Here is a 17,073-nt window from a genome sequence, read left to right on the forward strand (position 1 = left end):
CAGCATTGAATGAATAATCAATATATGGTTTTGTCAGTGACAGACTGTTTGATAGGCTTAACATGTCACGATCAATTGCGTACATGATAATGATAATGAGAATTATTAGCAATACAATATAGAGATATTTTTGATACATTTGCTTGTGTGTCTGATCGGTGAACTTGAGTATTTGATAAAATTGCATGAATGAATAGGGTGCGAGCTGACCTATTCGATGAAGAAAGAAATGAGCATACAACAGTATCAACGCATAGTATGATAAAGCCATGATGAACCAATGCCTCATCAACACTCATAGAAGCGTGAATGACATTAAACAAGACACCTCTTTATAGAGTAGTGTCATAAGTAATGGTGTAAATCACGCTTTGATACGGCGCATCAGGTATAAGAAATACGCACCACCAATAATAGCGGCAATGGTGCCAGCCGGTATCTCGTAAGGAAATATGATATAACGCCCAAGCCAATCCGCCAGCACCATTAATGCGGCACCTAAAATAGCCGCCAGTGGTAATTGGCGCTTGAGCTGAACCGCGCCGAGCGTCGTGGCAAGATGTGGAATCATCAGACCAATAAAACTGAGCGGACCGACTGCCAATGTTGATATGGTACTAAGCGCTGCCACTAAGATTAATATCAAGCTTTGAAACAGCCTTAAAGAGACACCAAGCTCACGCGCTATCCCGCTGCCTAAGCTCAGTATCTCTAGTGGTTTTATCAGCATAAAACTCAATAAAAAAAGCAATAGGGCAAATATCACAAGTAGCCATGCAGTCTCAGGGCTGGCCAGATAAGTGGAGCCCGATAGCCAACTGAGAACTGCTTGCAACCGCTGATCTCCAGATATTTTGACCAGACTTAACAAACCACCCATCAGGGCGGCAATTGCCACGCCAACCAACAGCAAATAGGCAGGATTTATTCTACGAGCCAGCCATAATATCAAGCTGAGCACAATCGCTGCGCCCAATAATCCTGACAGCACAATGCCTGCGTAGCCAAAACTGGGTAAGAAAACAAAGGCAAATATCACGCCGATTGCTGAACCTGAGCTGATGCCCAGCACTTCAGGACTGGCCATAGGGTTGCGCGTCAAGGTTTGCAGCAGTACGCCCGCAGTCGCTAGCATCACGCCAGTGGCCGCCGCGCTTAGGGTGCGAGGCAGTCTAAAATCAACAATCAAACTCCATACGGCATTCAATTGCCAGCCATTTGCTGTGGCAGTGAAAACAAGTATGCCGACAATTAGTAGGGCTAAGGCGATACTCCAGAGAAGTAAATGCGGTTCGCGGCGTTCTGAAATAAGCGTTGGGCTAATCTCATCTTTATGCGGCCGGCTTTGGGTTACGATTAGCCATATAACCAATGGCGCGCCAAGTAAGGCAGTCATCGCATCAGCAGGAATGTTTAGGCTTAGGTAATGCTGTAGTACCGTGGTGACATTGCTGGTCACCCATAGCAGAAGCGCCCCAAATCCATAGCCCAAGAGCAGACGGTAACCGATATTTCTGACAGAAAATACGTTGACGAGGGTAGCGGCACCCAGTCCGATAAAACCAATAGGTCCTACACGGCTCACGACAAGGGCCGTTAATATCGCCACCAATCCCACTACCAGTCCTCGAATAAGATTGATAGGTATGCCCAAACTTTTTGCCTGCCTATCGTCTAGGCTCATGATTTCTAGCGGCTTTAACAAGGGCATTAAGCTGATAAAGGCGACCACACTAGCAATGGTTAATACAATAGACACTTGCCAATTGTTTTGCGTAAGACTGCCAGCCGCCCATACCATGACATTTAAGGATTCTTCGGCATAATAAATCATCAACAAGGCGGCGATAGCACCCAATAAGATATTGGTGACCAACCCTCCTAGTACCATTACCAGGGGATTCATGCGACTTGGTGCGGCAAGGATGAATACAATTGCCATGCTGCTAATGGCCCCTATAAAGGCGACCCAAAAGCTACCTCCTAGATTGAAACTAGGGAAAAATAATGTCACAAGTAGCAGTGACATATTTGCGCCACTGCCCACCGCCAATGTTGTGTCTGACGCCAGCGTGTTTTTTACCAACTGTTGTAGCAAGACACTAACTAAGCCTAAAAGGCCACCTGCAGTTGATGCCACGATCATGGTCGGCACGATTTGCAGCTGGATACTCATATCCGAAAGCGACAAGTCAAATGATGGAGTGAACAGCTCTATGAATGGTAGATTCCATAACTGATGTATGACAGCGTAACTACTGACTACTGCCATCACGATCAAAAAAGTAACCATTAAATAAAGACGGTTAATAGACAAAACATTGTTTTTCATCATAAGTCGGTATTGCCTACAAGCGTGGCATTCATTAATCGATCGGCCAAGACATTCATAGAAGCCACGCCACTATTGTTCCAAGTGGCCGGTAGTAGGGTTAGACAGCGACCTTTATCGGCAGATTTTGGGTCATCTTCAAACGAGTATCCCAAGCGTTGCCATACCAAGCTGGATTCTAGCTCCAGCTTAAGTAGATCACCGATAGGTTCTACGACCACCAAGCAAGTATCGTCATCGAGCTGTGCCAAATCCCCTAGCATAATGGGTGCAAAGCCCCATTGGTTGCCATCTGCGAAAGCCACCAGTTCTAACCCCATGGCGTTTAGTGCCGGCTGAAACAAGCTGTTGTATGAAAACATACGTAAATTATTGGTATCAGCAAATTGGACTACCGCCAGTTTTTTGATATGAGGATATCGCGTATGAAACGTATGACCTGCTTGCGTTATTTGACTTTTACTCTGCTCAAGATAGTGTTGTGCTGCTTGAGGCTGATGAATAGAGTGACCCAATTCTAACGTGGGCTCTATGAAATCTTCCCATTTGGCAACTCTATTTAGACTGCTCAGCTCAATAGAGTGAATGGGCAAGTCGCCATACATAGGACGCAAATGCTCATAAAATCCGGTGTCTATCACCACATCTAGATCGAGCTGAGAGAACATTTCGGGATTGGGCTGATAACGGGTACCCACGTCGTATGTGGTAGCAGGGATAATAGGTTTGCCCACCCATTCTTTATAAAAAGGCTTATCACCCATTGCCACTGGCGGGTAGCCCATGGCAGTTAATGTCGCAGCGATGCCCCAATCTGGTGTCATCACCTTAGAAGGCGATTGTACCGACAGGGGCTGCGTTAAGGTGTTTTGCGTCTCTAGGGCAGGCGCGGGCGAGGTGGCATCAGATGAGTGACAACTACTCAACACTAAGCCTAGGCATGCTGTCACAAACAGACGGATGAAGAGAGACATTGCTTTCATATAACGGCTACTTGTTGACTAACATCAGGGTGAGTACGCAGCGTAACGCTTACCCAAAATATGGAATGTAAAACCTGTTTTTGTATGGTGTTTGAGTCATTGTCCATATAGCGAAGCAGACCTTGTGCCACGCCCAAATTGTTCATGTGCATCATAGTAAGCCGTCTAAAGTAAATGAAGCATTCTAAATAAAAATCACTCAAAAATGCAAATGATTTTCATTTTTATTTGAAGAATTGGTATGAACGGCCTAGGTTATGGCAGCGATAGCGATAGCGATAGCGATAGCGATAGCGATAGTGACAGTGACAGCAGTATTACCGAAGGCGGGGTCAGTGGTTACAATGATCCACAAGGCATATTCACCACTGATAACCGTGAAGCCTTAGCGGGTAAGCTTGAGAATAACTTTGATGCCAGTCGAGTGAATGAGGAGTTAGGAGCGCAGACGCAAATTACGCAGGAGTTTGGCAAGGAAGCACCGAAGGCGGTTGGGGACTTTGCCAATAATCGAATCAAAGCGATCATAGCTGACACTACGCTTAGTAATACGGAGAAAAATGAAGCTATTGCCAAGTGGGATGAAGGCGGTATCTATAGAGTCGCGGCTCACACGGCGCTTGGTGCCTTAGGGACGGGTAGTGTAGAAGGTGCTTTAACCACAGGTGGTGTGGCTGCTGCGCCTACGCTTGATGAAGTACAAGCTAAGCTAGCTAAAGCGCTCATTGATAAGGGCATGAGTGAAGACATTCTAATGGTACAGCAGGAGGTGTTGTAGTGGTCAACTAATTTAGGACACCTGATAAGAGGTTTTGATTAAAGTAACGTCTTTCTTTTTCAGCCGGCGGCAAATAATGATTGAAGCTGTGCGGTCTTACCGTTTGGTAGTAGTCCCAGATATAATCGCTAATAGCACTTGATGCTTCAGCTATATCCTCGTAGCCACCCTTAGGCACCCATTCTGTCTTAAAGCTTCTAAAGAAGCGCTCAGTGGGTGCGTTGTCCCAACAATTACCACGACGGCTCATACTTTGTGTCATGCCCTCACAATGCGAGTGCCTGCTGACTGCTTTGATTCGTTGAATACCTGACGTATCAAAGCTTTGAGTTTGACACGCGCAATATCAATGGGTTTAGTCTGTTTGCTGTAGTAGTAGGTGCTTCTCACTATACCAAATAGACGACACAACTGGCTTTTATTTAGGCGTTTGTCTTGCTCTACAAGCCTACTTATCAGTAGTAGCTTTTGAGACCGTCTGATGCCAGTAGAGCTGAAGCCTTTTTTAAGATGTCGCACTCCATGGTCAATTGCTTAACTTATTTGCGAAGCGCCTGTAGCTCTCGTTGTTCATCGGTAAGTGCCAAACCTTGAGTTGGCGTAATCCCTTGCTGCTCTTTTCTATACTTGCGCACCCAGTTGTCTAAGGTGGAGATTCCTATTCCTAGCGACTGGGCAACCTCAGCAACTTTGCGATTATGCTCAATCACTAAACTGACGGCTTCTAATTTGAATTCTCGGGTATATTCGCGGCGTTTGGTAGTCATACTGCTTATCCTCTTTGGGGTAGTATAACCGCTTATGCGCTGTCCAATTTTATTATGCCACTACAGCAAAGGCGGTATAGAGACGCAAGACATCGATAACAATATCAAATTATATAATCAAACTATCTACAAGAAGTTGAATGCTAGTGTTTAACGCATCATTAGCAAATTTCTTATTTCTTAAACTATGATTACAAATAGCTTCAGTTTGCGTAGAAAAGTCAGAGTAGTGCTGAGTGACTGCCCAAATATGGAAAATTAAATGGATCGCAGAAACGGACTTAATCTTATTGTCCGCAATCCACCCGTCAATCACTGCCACCTTTTCTCGCACCAAATATCTTAAAGGTCCCTTCAGCACCCCCATTAAGTGAGGCGCTCCTTGCATGATCTCTAATGCATATAGTCTCGATGCTGCAGGTGATTTCTTTGAAATCTTGTATTTTTCTTCGATATAAGTTTTGAGCGCATTTCTTGGATCTTGGTTGACGTTAATATTGCTCAAAGGGGACAACCACTCACTCAGCACCGCTTCCAAAGCAGCAATATACAGAACCTCTTTACTGTCGAAGTAATAAAATATATTCGATTTAGAAATATCAGCCTCTTCCGCAATCCTCTCCATTCGTGCCCCATTCAGTCCTTCTTGTGAAAAGACGATCAATGCCGCATTAATGATATGTGCTTTTTTCTTTAGTACTTTTGAACTCGTTTCTGCCTCTTCTTTGAGCACGCTGTCTTTCACTGTCATGTCCTTCATTATAAAGTCGTATAAACCTAATTTTAGATGATGGTTGATTCAATTTAAAAATGGCCAAAGCAATCATTACAAGCGCCATTTATTGACCAATATCGCTCGCTCAGCAGCGATCAACACCTTATTATTCTATGGATCACTAATCGCAGCGATAGCCCTCACCAACATCCTTTTTACTACTAATCTAACTCACCGTGTCCAGATTACCACCAAAATTCCTTTTTCAAGTGTTTCTGCACTATTTTATAACAAACCGCACCGTTTTATAACAGTCCGCACTATTGTTATGCATTTTTTTAAACCATATGGTCTAAAAAATTTTGGGTAAAAATTATATAAGTTATTGATAAATATAAATAAAAAAATATGGCATGAGTTTTGCTTTGATAAAAATGTAAAAGAATTTTCATTTCTTTTATAGCTTTCTTCTTCTCTTCTCAAAATCTATAGGTGACCTCATGGAAATAGGAATTTTTTGTCCGATTGGTAACAATGGCTGGTTAATCTCAAAAAACGCGCCTCAGTACAAACCAACATTTGAGCTCAACAAGCAAATTGTGCAACGTGCCGAGCATTACGGTTTTGATTTTGCGCTCTCAATGATCAAGCTGCGCGGTTTTGGCGGTGAGACTGAGTTTTGGGATTATAACCTTGAGAGCTTTACTTTGATGGCAGGACTCGCAGCAGTCACGTCCAAAATAAAAATCTATGCCACATCAGCAACGTTAGTGATGCCGCCCGCAATCGTAGCCAGAATGGCGTCGACGCTTGATAGTATCTCGAACGGACGGTTTGGATTGAATGTCGTGACTGGCTGGCAAGAAGCAGAATACGGACAGATGGGAATGTGGCCAGGCAACGATTATTTTGGTAAGCGCTATGAGTATTTATCTGAATATGTACAAATCCTAAGAGATCTGTGGGCGACAGGCCAATCTGATTTGAAGGGTGAGTTCTTTCAGATGAATGATTGTCAGGTGAAGCCTATTCCAAAAGCGGATATGAAAATTATCTGTGCGGGTCAATCAGATACAGGTTTGGCGTTCTCTGCGAAATATGCTGATTACAACTTTGTCTTTGGTAAAGGTCTGAACACGCCAACTGCCTACGCTGGTATTAATGACCGCTTAAAAGTACATACAGATCAGACGGGCCGTAATGTTCCCACCTATGTGCTCTTTATGGTCATTGCAGATGAGACCGATGAAAAAGCTCAGGCAAAATGGCAATCATACAATGACGGTGCGGATTTTGAAGCCATTGATTGGTTGCAATCGCAAGGTGGTAAGGACAAAACCTCAGGCAAAGATACCAACATCCGCCATATGGCCTCAAGCGTTTCGCCAGTCAATATCAACATGGGTACGCTGGTCGGCTCTTTTGAAAACGTCGCCAGCATGTTAGACGAAGTCGCTGAAGTACAAGGTACGGATGGTGTCTTATTGACCTTTGATGATTTCGTGCAAGGTGTTGAGGATTTTGGCAGCAAAATCCAGCCCCTGATGAAAAGCCGCATCAATGTTGATACACCAGTTGCCAGCCAAGCCATGAGCGAAGCCTAATAAAAGGAGTGGATATGAATTCGGTTAATACTATTTGTGCAGACTTTACCAAACAATCCTCTCCCGTTTTAGAGTCGTTGCCTGAACCTATCAAGTTAGATCCATCGCAAACCGCATTGATTGTCGTGGACATGCAAAACGCGTATGCCAGCCAAGGTGGTTATCTGGATTTGGCTGGGTTTGATGTGACGTCAACCAAACCCGTCATCGATAAAATCAAGCAAGCCGTGGATATTGCGCATCAATCTGGCATACAAGTCATCTATTTTAGAAATGGCTGGGATAACAAATATGTGGAGGCTGGTGGTAGCGGGTCGCCCAATTATCACAAATCAAACGCCTTAAAAACCATGCGTAAAAACCCTGAACTTGAGGGAACACTATTGGCAAAAGGAGGCTGGGATTATGAGTTGGTCGACGAGCTTAGCCCTGCGCCGCAAGACATCGTTATAGATAAGCCTCGTTATAGCGGCTTCGCCAATACCAACTTCGATAGCGTATTGCGGTCACGAGGCATACGTAATCTATTGTTCACTGGTATCGCGACCAACGTCTGTGTTGAATCTACGCTTCGAGATGGGTTTTTTCTTGAGTATTTTGGAGTTTTGTTAGATGACGCTTGTTATCAAGCAGGGCCAGTAGAGGCTCATGACGCCACTCTCTATAACGTAAAAACCTTTTTTGGTTGGGTCTCTGATGTTGCCAGCATGCAGCAGTGCTTTTTGGATACTTAATCTTTTTGATATCTGGCTTTTTAGGAGCCTAAACCAAGCGCTTCATACTTAACTTAAATAGGAATGTAGATATGTCTAAACAAGTGATTATACCTGAAGGTACAAGCAAACCATTAGCCCCTTATGTACCCGCAACTAAGGCCGATAACATCGTTTATGTCTCGGGCACTTTGCCTTTTGATGAAAACAACGATGTCGTACATGTGGGTGATGCCGCCGCGCAAACTCGCCATGTGTTAACAACGATTCAAAACGTTATTCAAACCGCTGGCGGTGATATGGATGATGTGACGTTTAATTCAATCTTTGTAAAAGATTGGGCAGATTATGACGCAGTCAATCAAGTCTATGCAGAATTTTTTCCCAATGAAAAGCCAGCAAGATTTTGTATCCAATGTGGATTGGTCAAACCAGACGCCCTCGTCGAAATCGCGTCCATAGCGCACATTGGATGAAAACCTGCTTAAAAATAACTGCAGTTAGTGAATTTAAAGTCACCTGACATCGAACCCTCTAGCATTGCATTGGACTGTAGTAGGGCGCTTTAGTTGACTACACATGTGGCGGAATATTGTTTAAAAGGAAATGACAGATGAATACAGTAATTAAAGAAAGCCAAGTAACGCAATCCTCATTAATGAAACATAAGTCTAAAGAATCATTCACCTCTACGGCAGGAAACTTAACCGACATGCAGCAGTCTTTTAGAGATGCGATGAGCAAGCTGGCGGCTGCCGTGAACATTATTACCACTGAGGGTCCAGCAGGGCGGGCAGGGTTTACCGCCTCAGCGGTGTGTAGTGTCACTGACGAACCGCCAACCCTATTAGTATGTTTAAACAGAAGCGCGTCTGTATACAAATTTTTTAAAGAAAATATGGTGCTATGCGTCAACACACTTGGTCTTGAACATCAAGATTTAAGCGGTGTGTTCGGGGGTAAAAAGGCGTTAGAAGAAAGATTTGAGCAAGGCAATTGGTCCACGCTGTCAACCGGATCGCCTGTATTAGAAGATGCCAGTATCTCTTTTGATTGCAAAATCAAGCTCATCAGCTCGGTAGGAACCCACGATATTCTTATTTGTGAAGTATTGGATATCAAACACAAGCCTGATTGTGAAAGTCTCATCTATTTCAATCGAGGCTACCATCAATTGAGTAAGTGCACGAATTAAGTGTACTAAGTGTCATCCCTCTACTTTTTAAGGATATTCAAAATGGATAAATGGTTTGTTAAATGGCGTCCCTACACTGGGAACCTAGAAAAGACACCGGTAGGTATCAATGAATACTTACCAATGGGTAAAAGCGTGGTGTTAGGCGCACAGCACTCATTCGCCATGTTCGGTGCGACAATCTTAGCCCCGTTATTGATGGGATTCGATCCTAGCTTAACAATGCTTATCACTGGTATAGGCACGATACTTTTCTTTCTTATCACGGGCGGTCACGTACCCAGTTATTTGGGTTCTAGCTTTGCATTTATCGGAGCGGTCGCAGCAGTAACAGGCTATAGCGGCACGGGTATCAATCCAAATATTGGTATTGCGCTTGGGGGCACACTGGTCTGTGGGGTCTTATACGCATTGATGGGTTTGCTGGTGATGAAAACAGGTGCAGGATGGATTGAGAACCTGATGCCACCTGTGGTCACTGGGTCCATTGTGATGATTATCGGATTGAACCTAGCGCCTGTCACCATACAAAGCGTCATTGGCAGTAGCTTTGATTCTTGGATGGCGTTGGTCACCGTGTTGTGTATCTGTTCGGTCGCCGTATTTACCAAAGGTATGGTCAGGCGCCTGTTACTGTTAATCGGATTGGTCGCTGCATATTTTATTTATTTCCTATTAACGAATGTATTGGGCATGGGCACGCCTATTGATTTTAGTCCAATTGCAAATGCCGCTTGGTTCGGTATTCCAACCCTTTATTCTCCTGTCTTTGAGACCAGTGCCATATTAGTCATTGCACCTGTCTTTATCATCTTGATCGCTGAAAATCTTGGGCATTTCAAAGCAGTAGAAGCTATGACTGGTAAAAGTATCTCACCTTATATGGGTAGAGCGTTCTTCGCTGATGGCCTTTGTACCACGCTTTCAGCCTCGGTAGGCGGTACTGGTATGACGACCTATGCAGAAAACATCGGCGTGATGGCCGCGACCAAAATTTACTCTACAGTCGTCTTTGTCATAGCAGGTGTCTTTGCAATCTTATTGGGTTTATCCCCTAAGTTTGGCACCTTGGTAAGTACCATTCCTGTGCCTATTTTGACCGGAGCTTCAATCGTTGTCTTTGGTTTGATTACCATCGCTGGTGCGCGTATCTGGATGAATGCAAAAATTGATTTTAGTAAGAATGGCAATATGTTGGTAGCCGCCGTCCCAGTAATCCTAGGTACTGGCAACTATTCATTAAACATTGCAGGCTTTGATTTAGGCGGCATCGGTACCGCTACTTTCTTAGCCATTCTTATGAACCTCGCTTTCAATTTTAAAAACAAACAAAAAGAGGTGAGCGTGACCACTGAGAGAGAAGTCGCTACATCAGAGCCGCTCTTAAAACTCAATCCATAAATTTTAATCCCTATTTGATATCACCTTAAGGAATCGTGTCATGAATACAGAACCACGCAGCGTACAACAATTAATCAATGGCGAATTTACCGAATCAACGACCACAGAATGGATTGATATCACCAATCCAGCTACTCAAGAAGTTATCGCCAAGGTACCACAATCAACACCTGCGGAAATCGAGCAAGCGATCAAAACGGCATCTGAGGCCTTTCAGAGTTGGCGTGTCACACCCATCAGCAAACGAGCGCGTGTGTTTCTAAAGTATCAACAACTGATACGTGAAAATATGGATGAGCTGGCAGCGCTACTGACTGAAGAACAAGGTAAGACACTGGCAGATGCTAGAGGTGATGTATTTAGAGGCTTGGAGGTCGTAGAACACGCATCAGGTATCGGTAACTTGCAACAAGGTGGCTACATTGAAAACGTTGCCAGTAGTGTTGATATGTACACCGTTCAACAGCCAATAGGTGTCTGTGCAGGTATTACTCCCTTTAATTTCCCTGCCATGATACCGCTATGGATGTTTCCAATGGCCATCGCCACAGGCAACACGTTCATCTTAAAACCCTCTGAACAAAATCCAATCGTTACCATGAGGTTGGTCGAGTTGGCACTTGAAGCGGGTATACCAAAAGGGGTGTTAAATGTGGTTCATGGTGGTAAAGATACGGTGGATGCACTGTGCGATCATCCAGATATAAAAGCGATATCTTTTGTTGGCTCAACTGCGGTGGGTAAGCATGTCTATGATCGAGCAGGTCAGGCTGGCAAACGTGTGCAATGTATGATGGGTGCAAAAAACCATGCCGTTATCATGCCTGACGCCAATAAAGAACAAAGCTTAAATCAGTTAGCAGGGGCCGCATTTGGTGCAGCAGGGCAGCGATGCATGGCATTGTCTGTCGTGGTATTGGTTGGAGAGTCTAAACAGTGGGTCGATGAGATTGTAGAAAAATCAGCACAGCTGGTAGTGTCTGCTGGAAAGGATGATAAAGACTTAGGTCCGCTAATATCTAAGCAAGCCAAAGCCCGTGTCGAGCGCTTAATTCAAGCAGGGATAGACGAAGGGGCAACTCTCAGATTAGATGGTCGTGGTTGTCAGGTAGAAGGTTACGAGGATGGTAACTTTGTTGGTCCAACCATCTTGGACAATGTAACAGCTGATATGAGCTGCTATACCGAAGAGATCTTTGGTCCTGTCCTATGCATTATGTATGCCGACACGCTTGAGGAAGCCATTAAGATTATCAATACCAATCCGAATGGTAATGGTACCGCAATTTTCACCCAGTCTGGCGCCCATGCACATAAGTTCCAACAAGATATCGATGTTGGACAAGTTGGTATTAATTTACCAATTCCAGTACCGCTACCGATGTTTTCGTTTACAGGGTCTAGAGCCAGTAAGCTCGGTGACTTAGGTCCTTACGGCAAGCAAGCGGTGCAGTTTTATACGCAGACTAAAACAGTGATATCACGCTGGTTTGATGAAGATGCTAGTGAAGGCGTAAATACCACTATCTCTATGAAGTAGGTATACGGCTTAGCAAACGTAGGACGTTATGTAGAGCGTGTGATCAATTGACAATAGGCTCTACAGAACAACATATAAAAGCAAATATAAATGTAAATGGTGGGTTTTATGAATATCAATACAATACCAGAAATCATTGAAGATATTAAAGCAGGCAAGATGGTCATCATCATGGATGATGAGGATCGAGAAAATGAAGGTGACCTCATTATGGCAGCTACTTTAGCCAAGCCTGATGATATCAATTTTATGATTACACATGCCAGAGGTTTGGTTTGTTTGACCTTGACGTCCGAGCGTTGCGAGAAATTAAAATTACCTCTCATGTGCAAAGACAATAAGGCACCTTACAGTACAAATTTCACTGTTTCCATTGATGCAGCAAAAGGCGTAAGTACCGGTATATCAACGGCAGACAGAGCTCAGACTATCAGAACTGCTGTGTCTCAAGACGTTACCTTTGATGACGTCGTAACCCCAGGTCATATTTTTCCATTAGTGGCTAAAGAAGGCGGTGTCTTAGAACGCGCTGGTCACACGGAGGCAGGTTGTGACCTAACGAGACTGGCTGGCTTGGAACCTGCGGCGGTTATTGTAGAGATTATCAATCAAGATGGTGAGATGGCTCGTAGAGACGATCTGATGAAATTCGCCGATACTCATAATCTAAAGGTCGGCACCATAGACGCGTTAATTAAATATATTAAGTCTCAAGAGGCTGTCGAAAGTAAAGGTGAAAGCGAAGTCGAAAACTTCGAAGAAACCCTAGCGTACGGATATGATGAAAGCGATGAGCATACCGTTGAATTGATTTAGTAAATTTAATTTAACTTGATTTTATAAGCCATTAGATACTTTTACCGCAATTTGAAATTTACTAAAATTGGATGAAACCCTATGTTAGTTAAAAAATATCCTTGTAAGAACGACACGTCAGAAACGGTCGTATTTAGTTCAGGTTTAGGCGGGCATGCTGATTTTTGGTTACCTCAAATTGAGAGTTTTACCGAGTATTATAATGTGATTTGCTATGAACAAGAGGGCGTATCGCCTGATAGTGATCTCTTACCCGATGACTATTCTATGCAAGATTTAGCAGAACAATTAATTGAAATATTAAAACAAGAAGGGCTGTCTAATTGTCATTTCGTCGGTCACGCGCTTGGCGGATTTATCGGTATGGAAGTCGCTTATAAAGCGCCAGAATTGTTAAATAAACTGGTCATCTTAAATGGTTGGGAAAGCCTCGATCCTCACACGATTAAATGTTTTAGCATGCGACAAAGCTTGATAGAAAACACAGGTATAGAAGCATTTGTGCGCGCCCAAGCGATATTTTTGTACCCGCCAATATGGATCTCAGACAACATAGACGCACTCACGCAAAAAGAAAACAAAGCCATCGATCACTTTGCGCCAGTCGAGAACGTCTCAACGAGACTAAAAGCCTTGCAGGCTTATCAGCCCCTGATAAATGCCAAGCATATCAAAAATAAGACGTTAGTCTTAAGCAATCTTGATGATGTGTTGGTGCCATGGCAACGCGGTCTGGCGCTAGCCGATAGTATGCAAAACGCCCAGTTTGAGTTAATGGTGACGGGTGGCCATGCCAGCACAATCACAGAGACCTGCTCAACCAATAGCAAAATTCTTCAATTCTTATCCAAAATTTAATATCAATAAGGAAATGTTATGACTGACTCCCTATCGTTATCCTCAGAAGGTCTTGATCAGCTGTTTGGTAAGGCCAGATCCTTTAACGCTTGGCAAAAAAAAGACGTGCCAGATGTACTACTTGAAGAGATCTATCACTTGGTTAAAATGGCGCCTACTTCGGCTAACTGTTCACCGGCGCGGTTTGTATTTCTCAAATCTGATGACGCTAAAGCACGCTTAGAGCCAGCATTGTCATCAGGTAATATCGAAAAAACAATGACGGCACCTGTCACAGTGATTGTCGCTTATGATAATGAGTTTTATGATCAGCTTCCCAAATTATTCCCACATACGGATGCCAGATCGTGGTTTAACTCTAGTCCTGAACTTATAAAAGAAACGGCGTTTAGAAACAGTTCTATGCAAGCAGCCTATCTAATTTTGGCTTGTAGAGCCTTGGGTTTAGACACCGGCCCTATGTCTGGATTTAATAATGAATTAATAGATAAAACTTTTCTTAAAGACATTAATTGTTCCTCAAACCTACTCATCAATATAGGTTATGGTCAAGAGGATCAGTTATACAGCCGTCTGCCAAGATTGGATTTTGATGAGGCTTGTCAGATCTTGTAAAAACAAGCGATTCATCCACTATGTCATCTTATTTTAGGAGTAATGGACTGAATTGAGGCTATATGGAGGGGTATGTTTGGCTCTTCCATTTAATAGTTAAGCCACCTGCTAAGTATGAGCAGATGGCTTAACTATTAAATGGATCATGAGGATTATCGCTTTTATAGATACTGTTATTAAAAACTCTTCTTTATTACATCTATTATTAATGTCACTTTTCTAGTTTCAAAATTCGTAGGTGCTGTTTCTATTGTTTATTCTCTGCATAATATAAGGAGGTCAATAGCTTTATCTGTGCATATCTTTAAGGAAAATATGAACTATATTACTTATATTCATGAGCATCCAAACTGGACTGAGTAGCAATGATCGAACAAAAACTATTACTATTGGTTGGTGTGGTTTTTACAAATGCTAGAGCAATCAATCGCTACGGCTCAAGAAACCACGAATAAAATTATCAGTAAAGCAGGTTTTTGGCAGACGCATCGACAGCACGCTCTGAATGATAGGCAAGTGAAAATGTTGAACGCTTTACTGAATGGTTTATATGGTAAGCTCACCACTAAAAAATGGGCGACCATTACTAAATGCTCTATAGATACGGCACTACGAGATATTAATGATTTAATAGAGAAGGGTATGATGCAAAAATCTGAGGCATCAGGACGTAGTACGAGTTATGAGCTGGTTTTATGATAAAAATTATTTTGTTCAAGCTTACTATGATAGAAATAAATTATTTGCATAAGATGTAATAAATACAATAAATTCAGTGGTCTAATACAAGCGGTTCCACTATGTTACTCTGTTTTGAGTGGTCTATCAATAGGTTTGAAGGAGTGAAATAACTGGTTCCTGTAAGGTATAGAATATCGAACATTCTTACTTTTTAGAGTAACTCAGAGGCTTGTAATGCTATCTCTGTAACATCTAAACTAAGCGCTAAATTTGTATTGATAAAATCTTCAATATCGAAAAATCTAGCTTCTAGAGCGTCATCACCTGCTAGAGGATCACCAGAAACCCAAATACAAAGTACGGCTACAAGAACAAAATGATGACGAAGCTTACCACTATTGTCAAAGTCAAACGCGTCTACAGCGTTAAATGTTTTGAAGGCATTTGATACAATACTTGTCTCTTCATAAAGTTCACGAACGGCAGCATCTTTAACAGTTTCCCCACGTTCAATTTTACCACCGGGAAAACCCCATCGACCTGCATCGGGTGGGTTAGCACGGCGTACTAAAAGCACCTTTCCATCTTTAAAAAGCACTCCAATAGTAGCTACTATTGGACGTAGGCTCTGTGGATCGTATTGTATTATAGGTTCATTACTTAGTTTATTAGACATAAAAACTCAATTTAGAATAGAGCATAGAGCATAGCTGAATATTCAAGTCCTCATTAGGAAACCGAACCAATGAAAGCGCTTGATTGGTTCATTATAGGTATATTAATACCAAACTACAAAATCTCGTGGAGAAAACTTCTTGCACATAGCAAGTAATAGCAAAATCCCAATAATCATTCCAACCCACGATCCCGTCAAATCACTTGAAGAATCAACTAGAACACCCGCTATTAAAGGGAAAGCAGAGGCAATTAAGTATCCACCACCTTGTACAAACGCTAATAAAGTCGCTGCTTGCTTGGCGCTAGAGGCATAATCAAGTGCTACGATTAAGGATAAAGGAAATAAAGCACCGATCCCCAACCCTAAAATTATCACAGTTAAAAAAGCAAGCTTTGAGGGAATATAAATAAGTAACACTAGACCAATCAATATGAGCGATAGAGTGATAAATAAAGGCTTGCGGCGATCAGTGAGTTTTTTGATGAATATAGAAATTAAGATACCAGAAATCACTTCTGCCACCGTCAAAATACTGAGTAAAGCACCAGAGGCGTCTCTACTCCATCCAAGCTGCGTATAGTTCAACGGCAACCAAGCTAAAACTAATGTATAGGCGCCAGTACCTATACCGAAGAAAAGCATTAGCAACCATGCATTTTTAGACTTTAGAGGTAAAGGTAAATAACCGTTTCTACTACTTTCGATACGTGGCATACCAGAAGCAAACAGTATAATTGCTAATATGGTAGGGATAGCCATAATCGATAAAGCGATATTCCATCCAAACACTCCTTCTAAGGGGGATACCGTAGCCGCTGAGATCGCAGCCCCAGCCATAATACCCGTTGTAAACAACCCCATAAAAACGCTGGCATTTTCTGGCGTCATTCTTTTTAGGTAAGCTGGCATTAGAGTTTGGATAATTGCTATACCAATACCTCCAATAAGCGAAGTTATCAGTAGAAGTAATACAGAATCAACAAAAAATCGATAGGTACAAGAAAGTGCTATAGCCAACAATCCAGCCAATATGCCTAAATACTCACTTACTCTAGATTGAATTCTAGGACCTAAAAGGGCAAAGCAACCCATCATTGCAACTGGCACAGTAGTCAATAGACCGGCAGTTTGATTATTGATTCCTACAGTATCTATTAAAACGGGTATGATTGGAGATATCGAAGCCATGATAGGTCTAAGGTTAAGACCTACAAGTATTGTTATAGTGGCTAGTATCCATTGATTATAACCAAGCTTACTCATTGACTACCTCATGTGATGGATTACGTGTGGCAATTGCTTGTGGTTTTACTGGTAAGTTATTATCTAAAAAACAAGTGAAATGATGTTTGCTAGAAATTCGTTGCAGACTGGCTAAGTTGTACTGAGGCATATT

General features: G+C 42.6%; 17 protein-coding genes and 2 pseudogenes. 11 read left to right on the forward strand and 8 right to left on the reverse strand.

Features of this window, described 5'->3' with window-relative positions; all coding sequences use genetic code 11:
* Positions 1 to 364 precede the first annotated feature (364 nt).
* Positions 365 to 2,335, reverse strand: coding sequence for a Fe(3+)-hydroxamate ABC transporter permease FhuB (gene fhuB / locus JMX83_RS04105; RefSeq protein WP_201599288.1), 1,971 nt, complete (start codon positions 2,333 to 2,335; stop codon positions 365 to 367).
* Positions 2,332 to 3,315: an ABC transporter substrate-binding protein gene (locus tag JMX83_RS04110; RefSeq protein WP_201599289.1), complete on the reverse strand. Its 984-nt coding sequence runs from the start codon at positions 3,313 to 3,315 to the stop codon at positions 2,332 to 2,334. The genes fhuB and JMX83_RS04110 overlap by 4 nt, the downstream gene beginning before the upstream one ends.
* Before the next feature lie 241 nt (positions 3,316 to 3,556).
* Between JMX83_RS04110 and JMX83_RS04115 the strand changes: the two genes are divergently transcribed.
* Complete coding sequence (locus JMX83_RS04115; protein ID WP_201599290.1) at positions 3,557 to 4,093, forward strand: hypothetical protein; 537 nt, start codon at positions 3,557 to 3,559, stop codon at positions 4,091 to 4,093.
* Between the two features lie 7 nt (positions 4,094 to 4,100).
* Here the strand turns inward: JMX83_RS04115 and JMX83_RS04120 are convergent.
* The 3 genes and pseudogenes from JMX83_RS04120 to JMX83_RS04130 form a co-directional block, all read right to left on the reverse strand.
* Positions 4,101 to 4,349, reverse strand: a pseudogene (locus JMX83_RS04120) (integrase core domain-containing protein); the annotation flags it as partial.
* Positions 4,350 to 4,632: 283 nt separating this feature from the next.
* Positions 4,633 to 4,860, reverse strand: coding sequence for a transposase (locus tag JMX83_RS04125; RefSeq protein WP_201599292.1), 228 nt, complete (start codon positions 4,858 to 4,860; stop codon positions 4,633 to 4,635).
* A gap of 109 nt (positions 4,861 to 4,969) precedes the next feature.
* On the reverse strand, positions 4,970 to 5,605 hold the full coding sequence (locus JMX83_RS04130) for a TetR family transcriptional regulator C-terminal domain-containing protein (protein ID WP_227675718.1): 636 nt from the start codon (positions 5,603 to 5,605) through the stop codon (positions 4,970 to 4,972).
* Positions 5,606 to 6,075: 470 nt separating this feature from the next.
* On the opposite strand from JMX83_RS04130, the gene rutA reads away from it, so the two are divergent.
* The 10 genes and pseudogenes from rutA (at position 6,076) to JMX83_RS15180 (ending at position 15,016) form a co-directional block, all read left to right on the forward strand.
* Positions 6,076 to 7,179: a pyrimidine utilization protein A gene (gene rutA / locus JMX83_RS04135; protein ID WP_201599293.1), complete on the forward strand. Its 1,104-nt coding sequence runs from the start codon at positions 6,076 to 6,078 to the stop codon at positions 7,177 to 7,179.
* Between the two features lie 14 nt (positions 7,180 to 7,193).
* On the forward strand, positions 7,194 to 7,913 hold the full coding sequence (rutB, locus tag JMX83_RS04140) for a pyrimidine utilization protein B (protein ID WP_201599294.1): 720 nt from the start codon (positions 7,194 to 7,196) through the stop codon (positions 7,911 to 7,913).
* A 71-nt stretch (positions 7,914 to 7,984) separates the two neighbouring features.
* Positions 7,985 to 8,368, forward strand: coding sequence for a pyrimidine utilization protein C (gene rutC / locus JMX83_RS04145; RefSeq protein ID WP_057761062.1), 384 nt, complete (start codon positions 7,985 to 7,987; stop codon positions 8,366 to 8,368).
* Between the two features lie 137 nt (positions 8,369 to 8,505).
* Positions 8,506 to 9,087: an NADH-dependent FMN reductase RutF gene (gene rutF / locus JMX83_RS04150; protein ID WP_201599295.1), complete on the forward strand. Its 582-nt coding sequence runs from the start codon at positions 8,506 to 8,508 to the stop codon at positions 9,085 to 9,087.
* Positions 9,088 to 9,129: 42 nt separating this feature from the next.
* On the forward strand, positions 9,130 to 10,488 hold the full coding sequence (locus tag JMX83_RS04155) for a solute carrier family 23 protein (RefSeq protein WP_201599296.1): 1,359 nt from the start codon (positions 9,130 to 9,132) through the stop codon (positions 10,486 to 10,488).
* A 40-nt stretch (positions 10,489 to 10,528) separates the two neighbouring features.
* Positions 10,529 to 12,028, forward strand: coding sequence for a CoA-acylating methylmalonate-semialdehyde dehydrogenase (locus JMX83_RS04160; protein ID WP_201599297.1), 1,500 nt, complete (start codon positions 10,529 to 10,531; stop codon positions 12,026 to 12,028).
* 108 nt (positions 12,029 to 12,136) lie between these two features.
* Positions 12,137 to 12,778 (forward strand): annotated as a pseudogene (gene ribB, locus JMX83_RS04165) (3,4-dihydroxy-2-butanone-4-phosphate synthase); the annotation flags it as partial.
* Between the two features lie 147 nt (positions 12,779 to 12,925).
* On the forward strand, positions 12,926 to 13,702 hold the full coding sequence (rutD, locus tag JMX83_RS04170) for a pyrimidine utilization protein D (protein WP_201599299.1): 777 nt from the start codon (positions 12,926 to 12,928) through the stop codon (positions 13,700 to 13,702).
* Between the two features lie 18 nt (positions 13,703 to 13,720).
* Positions 13,721 to 14,317, forward strand: coding sequence for a malonic semialdehyde reductase (locus JMX83_RS04175; protein ID WP_201599300.1), 597 nt, complete (start codon positions 13,721 to 13,723; stop codon positions 14,315 to 14,317).
* A 411-nt stretch (positions 14,318 to 14,728) separates the two neighbouring features.
* Positions 14,729 to 15,016, forward strand: coding sequence for a hypothetical protein (locus JMX83_RS15180; RefSeq protein ID WP_227675720.1), 288 nt, complete (start codon positions 14,729 to 14,731; stop codon positions 15,014 to 15,016).
* Positions 15,017 to 15,209: 193 nt separating this feature from the next.
* On the opposite strand, the gene JMX83_RS04185 is transcribed toward JMX83_RS15180, so the two are convergent.
* The 3 genes from JMX83_RS04185 to JMX83_RS04195 all read right to left on the reverse strand — a co-directional run bounded on the left by JMX83_RS04185 (position 15,210) and on the right by JMX83_RS04195 (position 17,070).
* On the reverse strand, positions 15,210 to 15,674 hold the full coding sequence (locus JMX83_RS04185) for an NUDIX hydrolase (protein ID WP_201599301.1): 465 nt from the start codon (positions 15,672 to 15,674) through the stop codon (positions 15,210 to 15,212).
* A gap of 102 nt (positions 15,675 to 15,776) precedes the next feature.
* Positions 15,777 to 16,940: an MFS transporter gene (locus JMX83_RS04190; protein WP_201599302.1), complete on the reverse strand. Its 1,164-nt coding sequence runs from the start codon at positions 16,938 to 16,940 to the stop codon at positions 15,777 to 15,779.
* Complete coding sequence (locus JMX83_RS04195; protein WP_201599303.1) at positions 16,933 to 17,070, reverse strand: hypothetical protein; 138 nt, start codon at positions 17,068 to 17,070, stop codon at positions 16,933 to 16,935. Before JMX83_RS04195 ends, JMX83_RS04190 begins: the two co-directional genes overlap by 8 nt.
* Positions 17,071 to 17,073 lie beyond the last annotated feature (3 nt).

This window comes from Psychrobacter piscatorii (assembly GCF_904846415.1).
Classification (GTDB): domain Bacteria; phylum Pseudomonadota; class Gammaproteobacteria; order Pseudomonadales; family Moraxellaceae; genus Psychrobacter; species Psychrobacter piscatorii.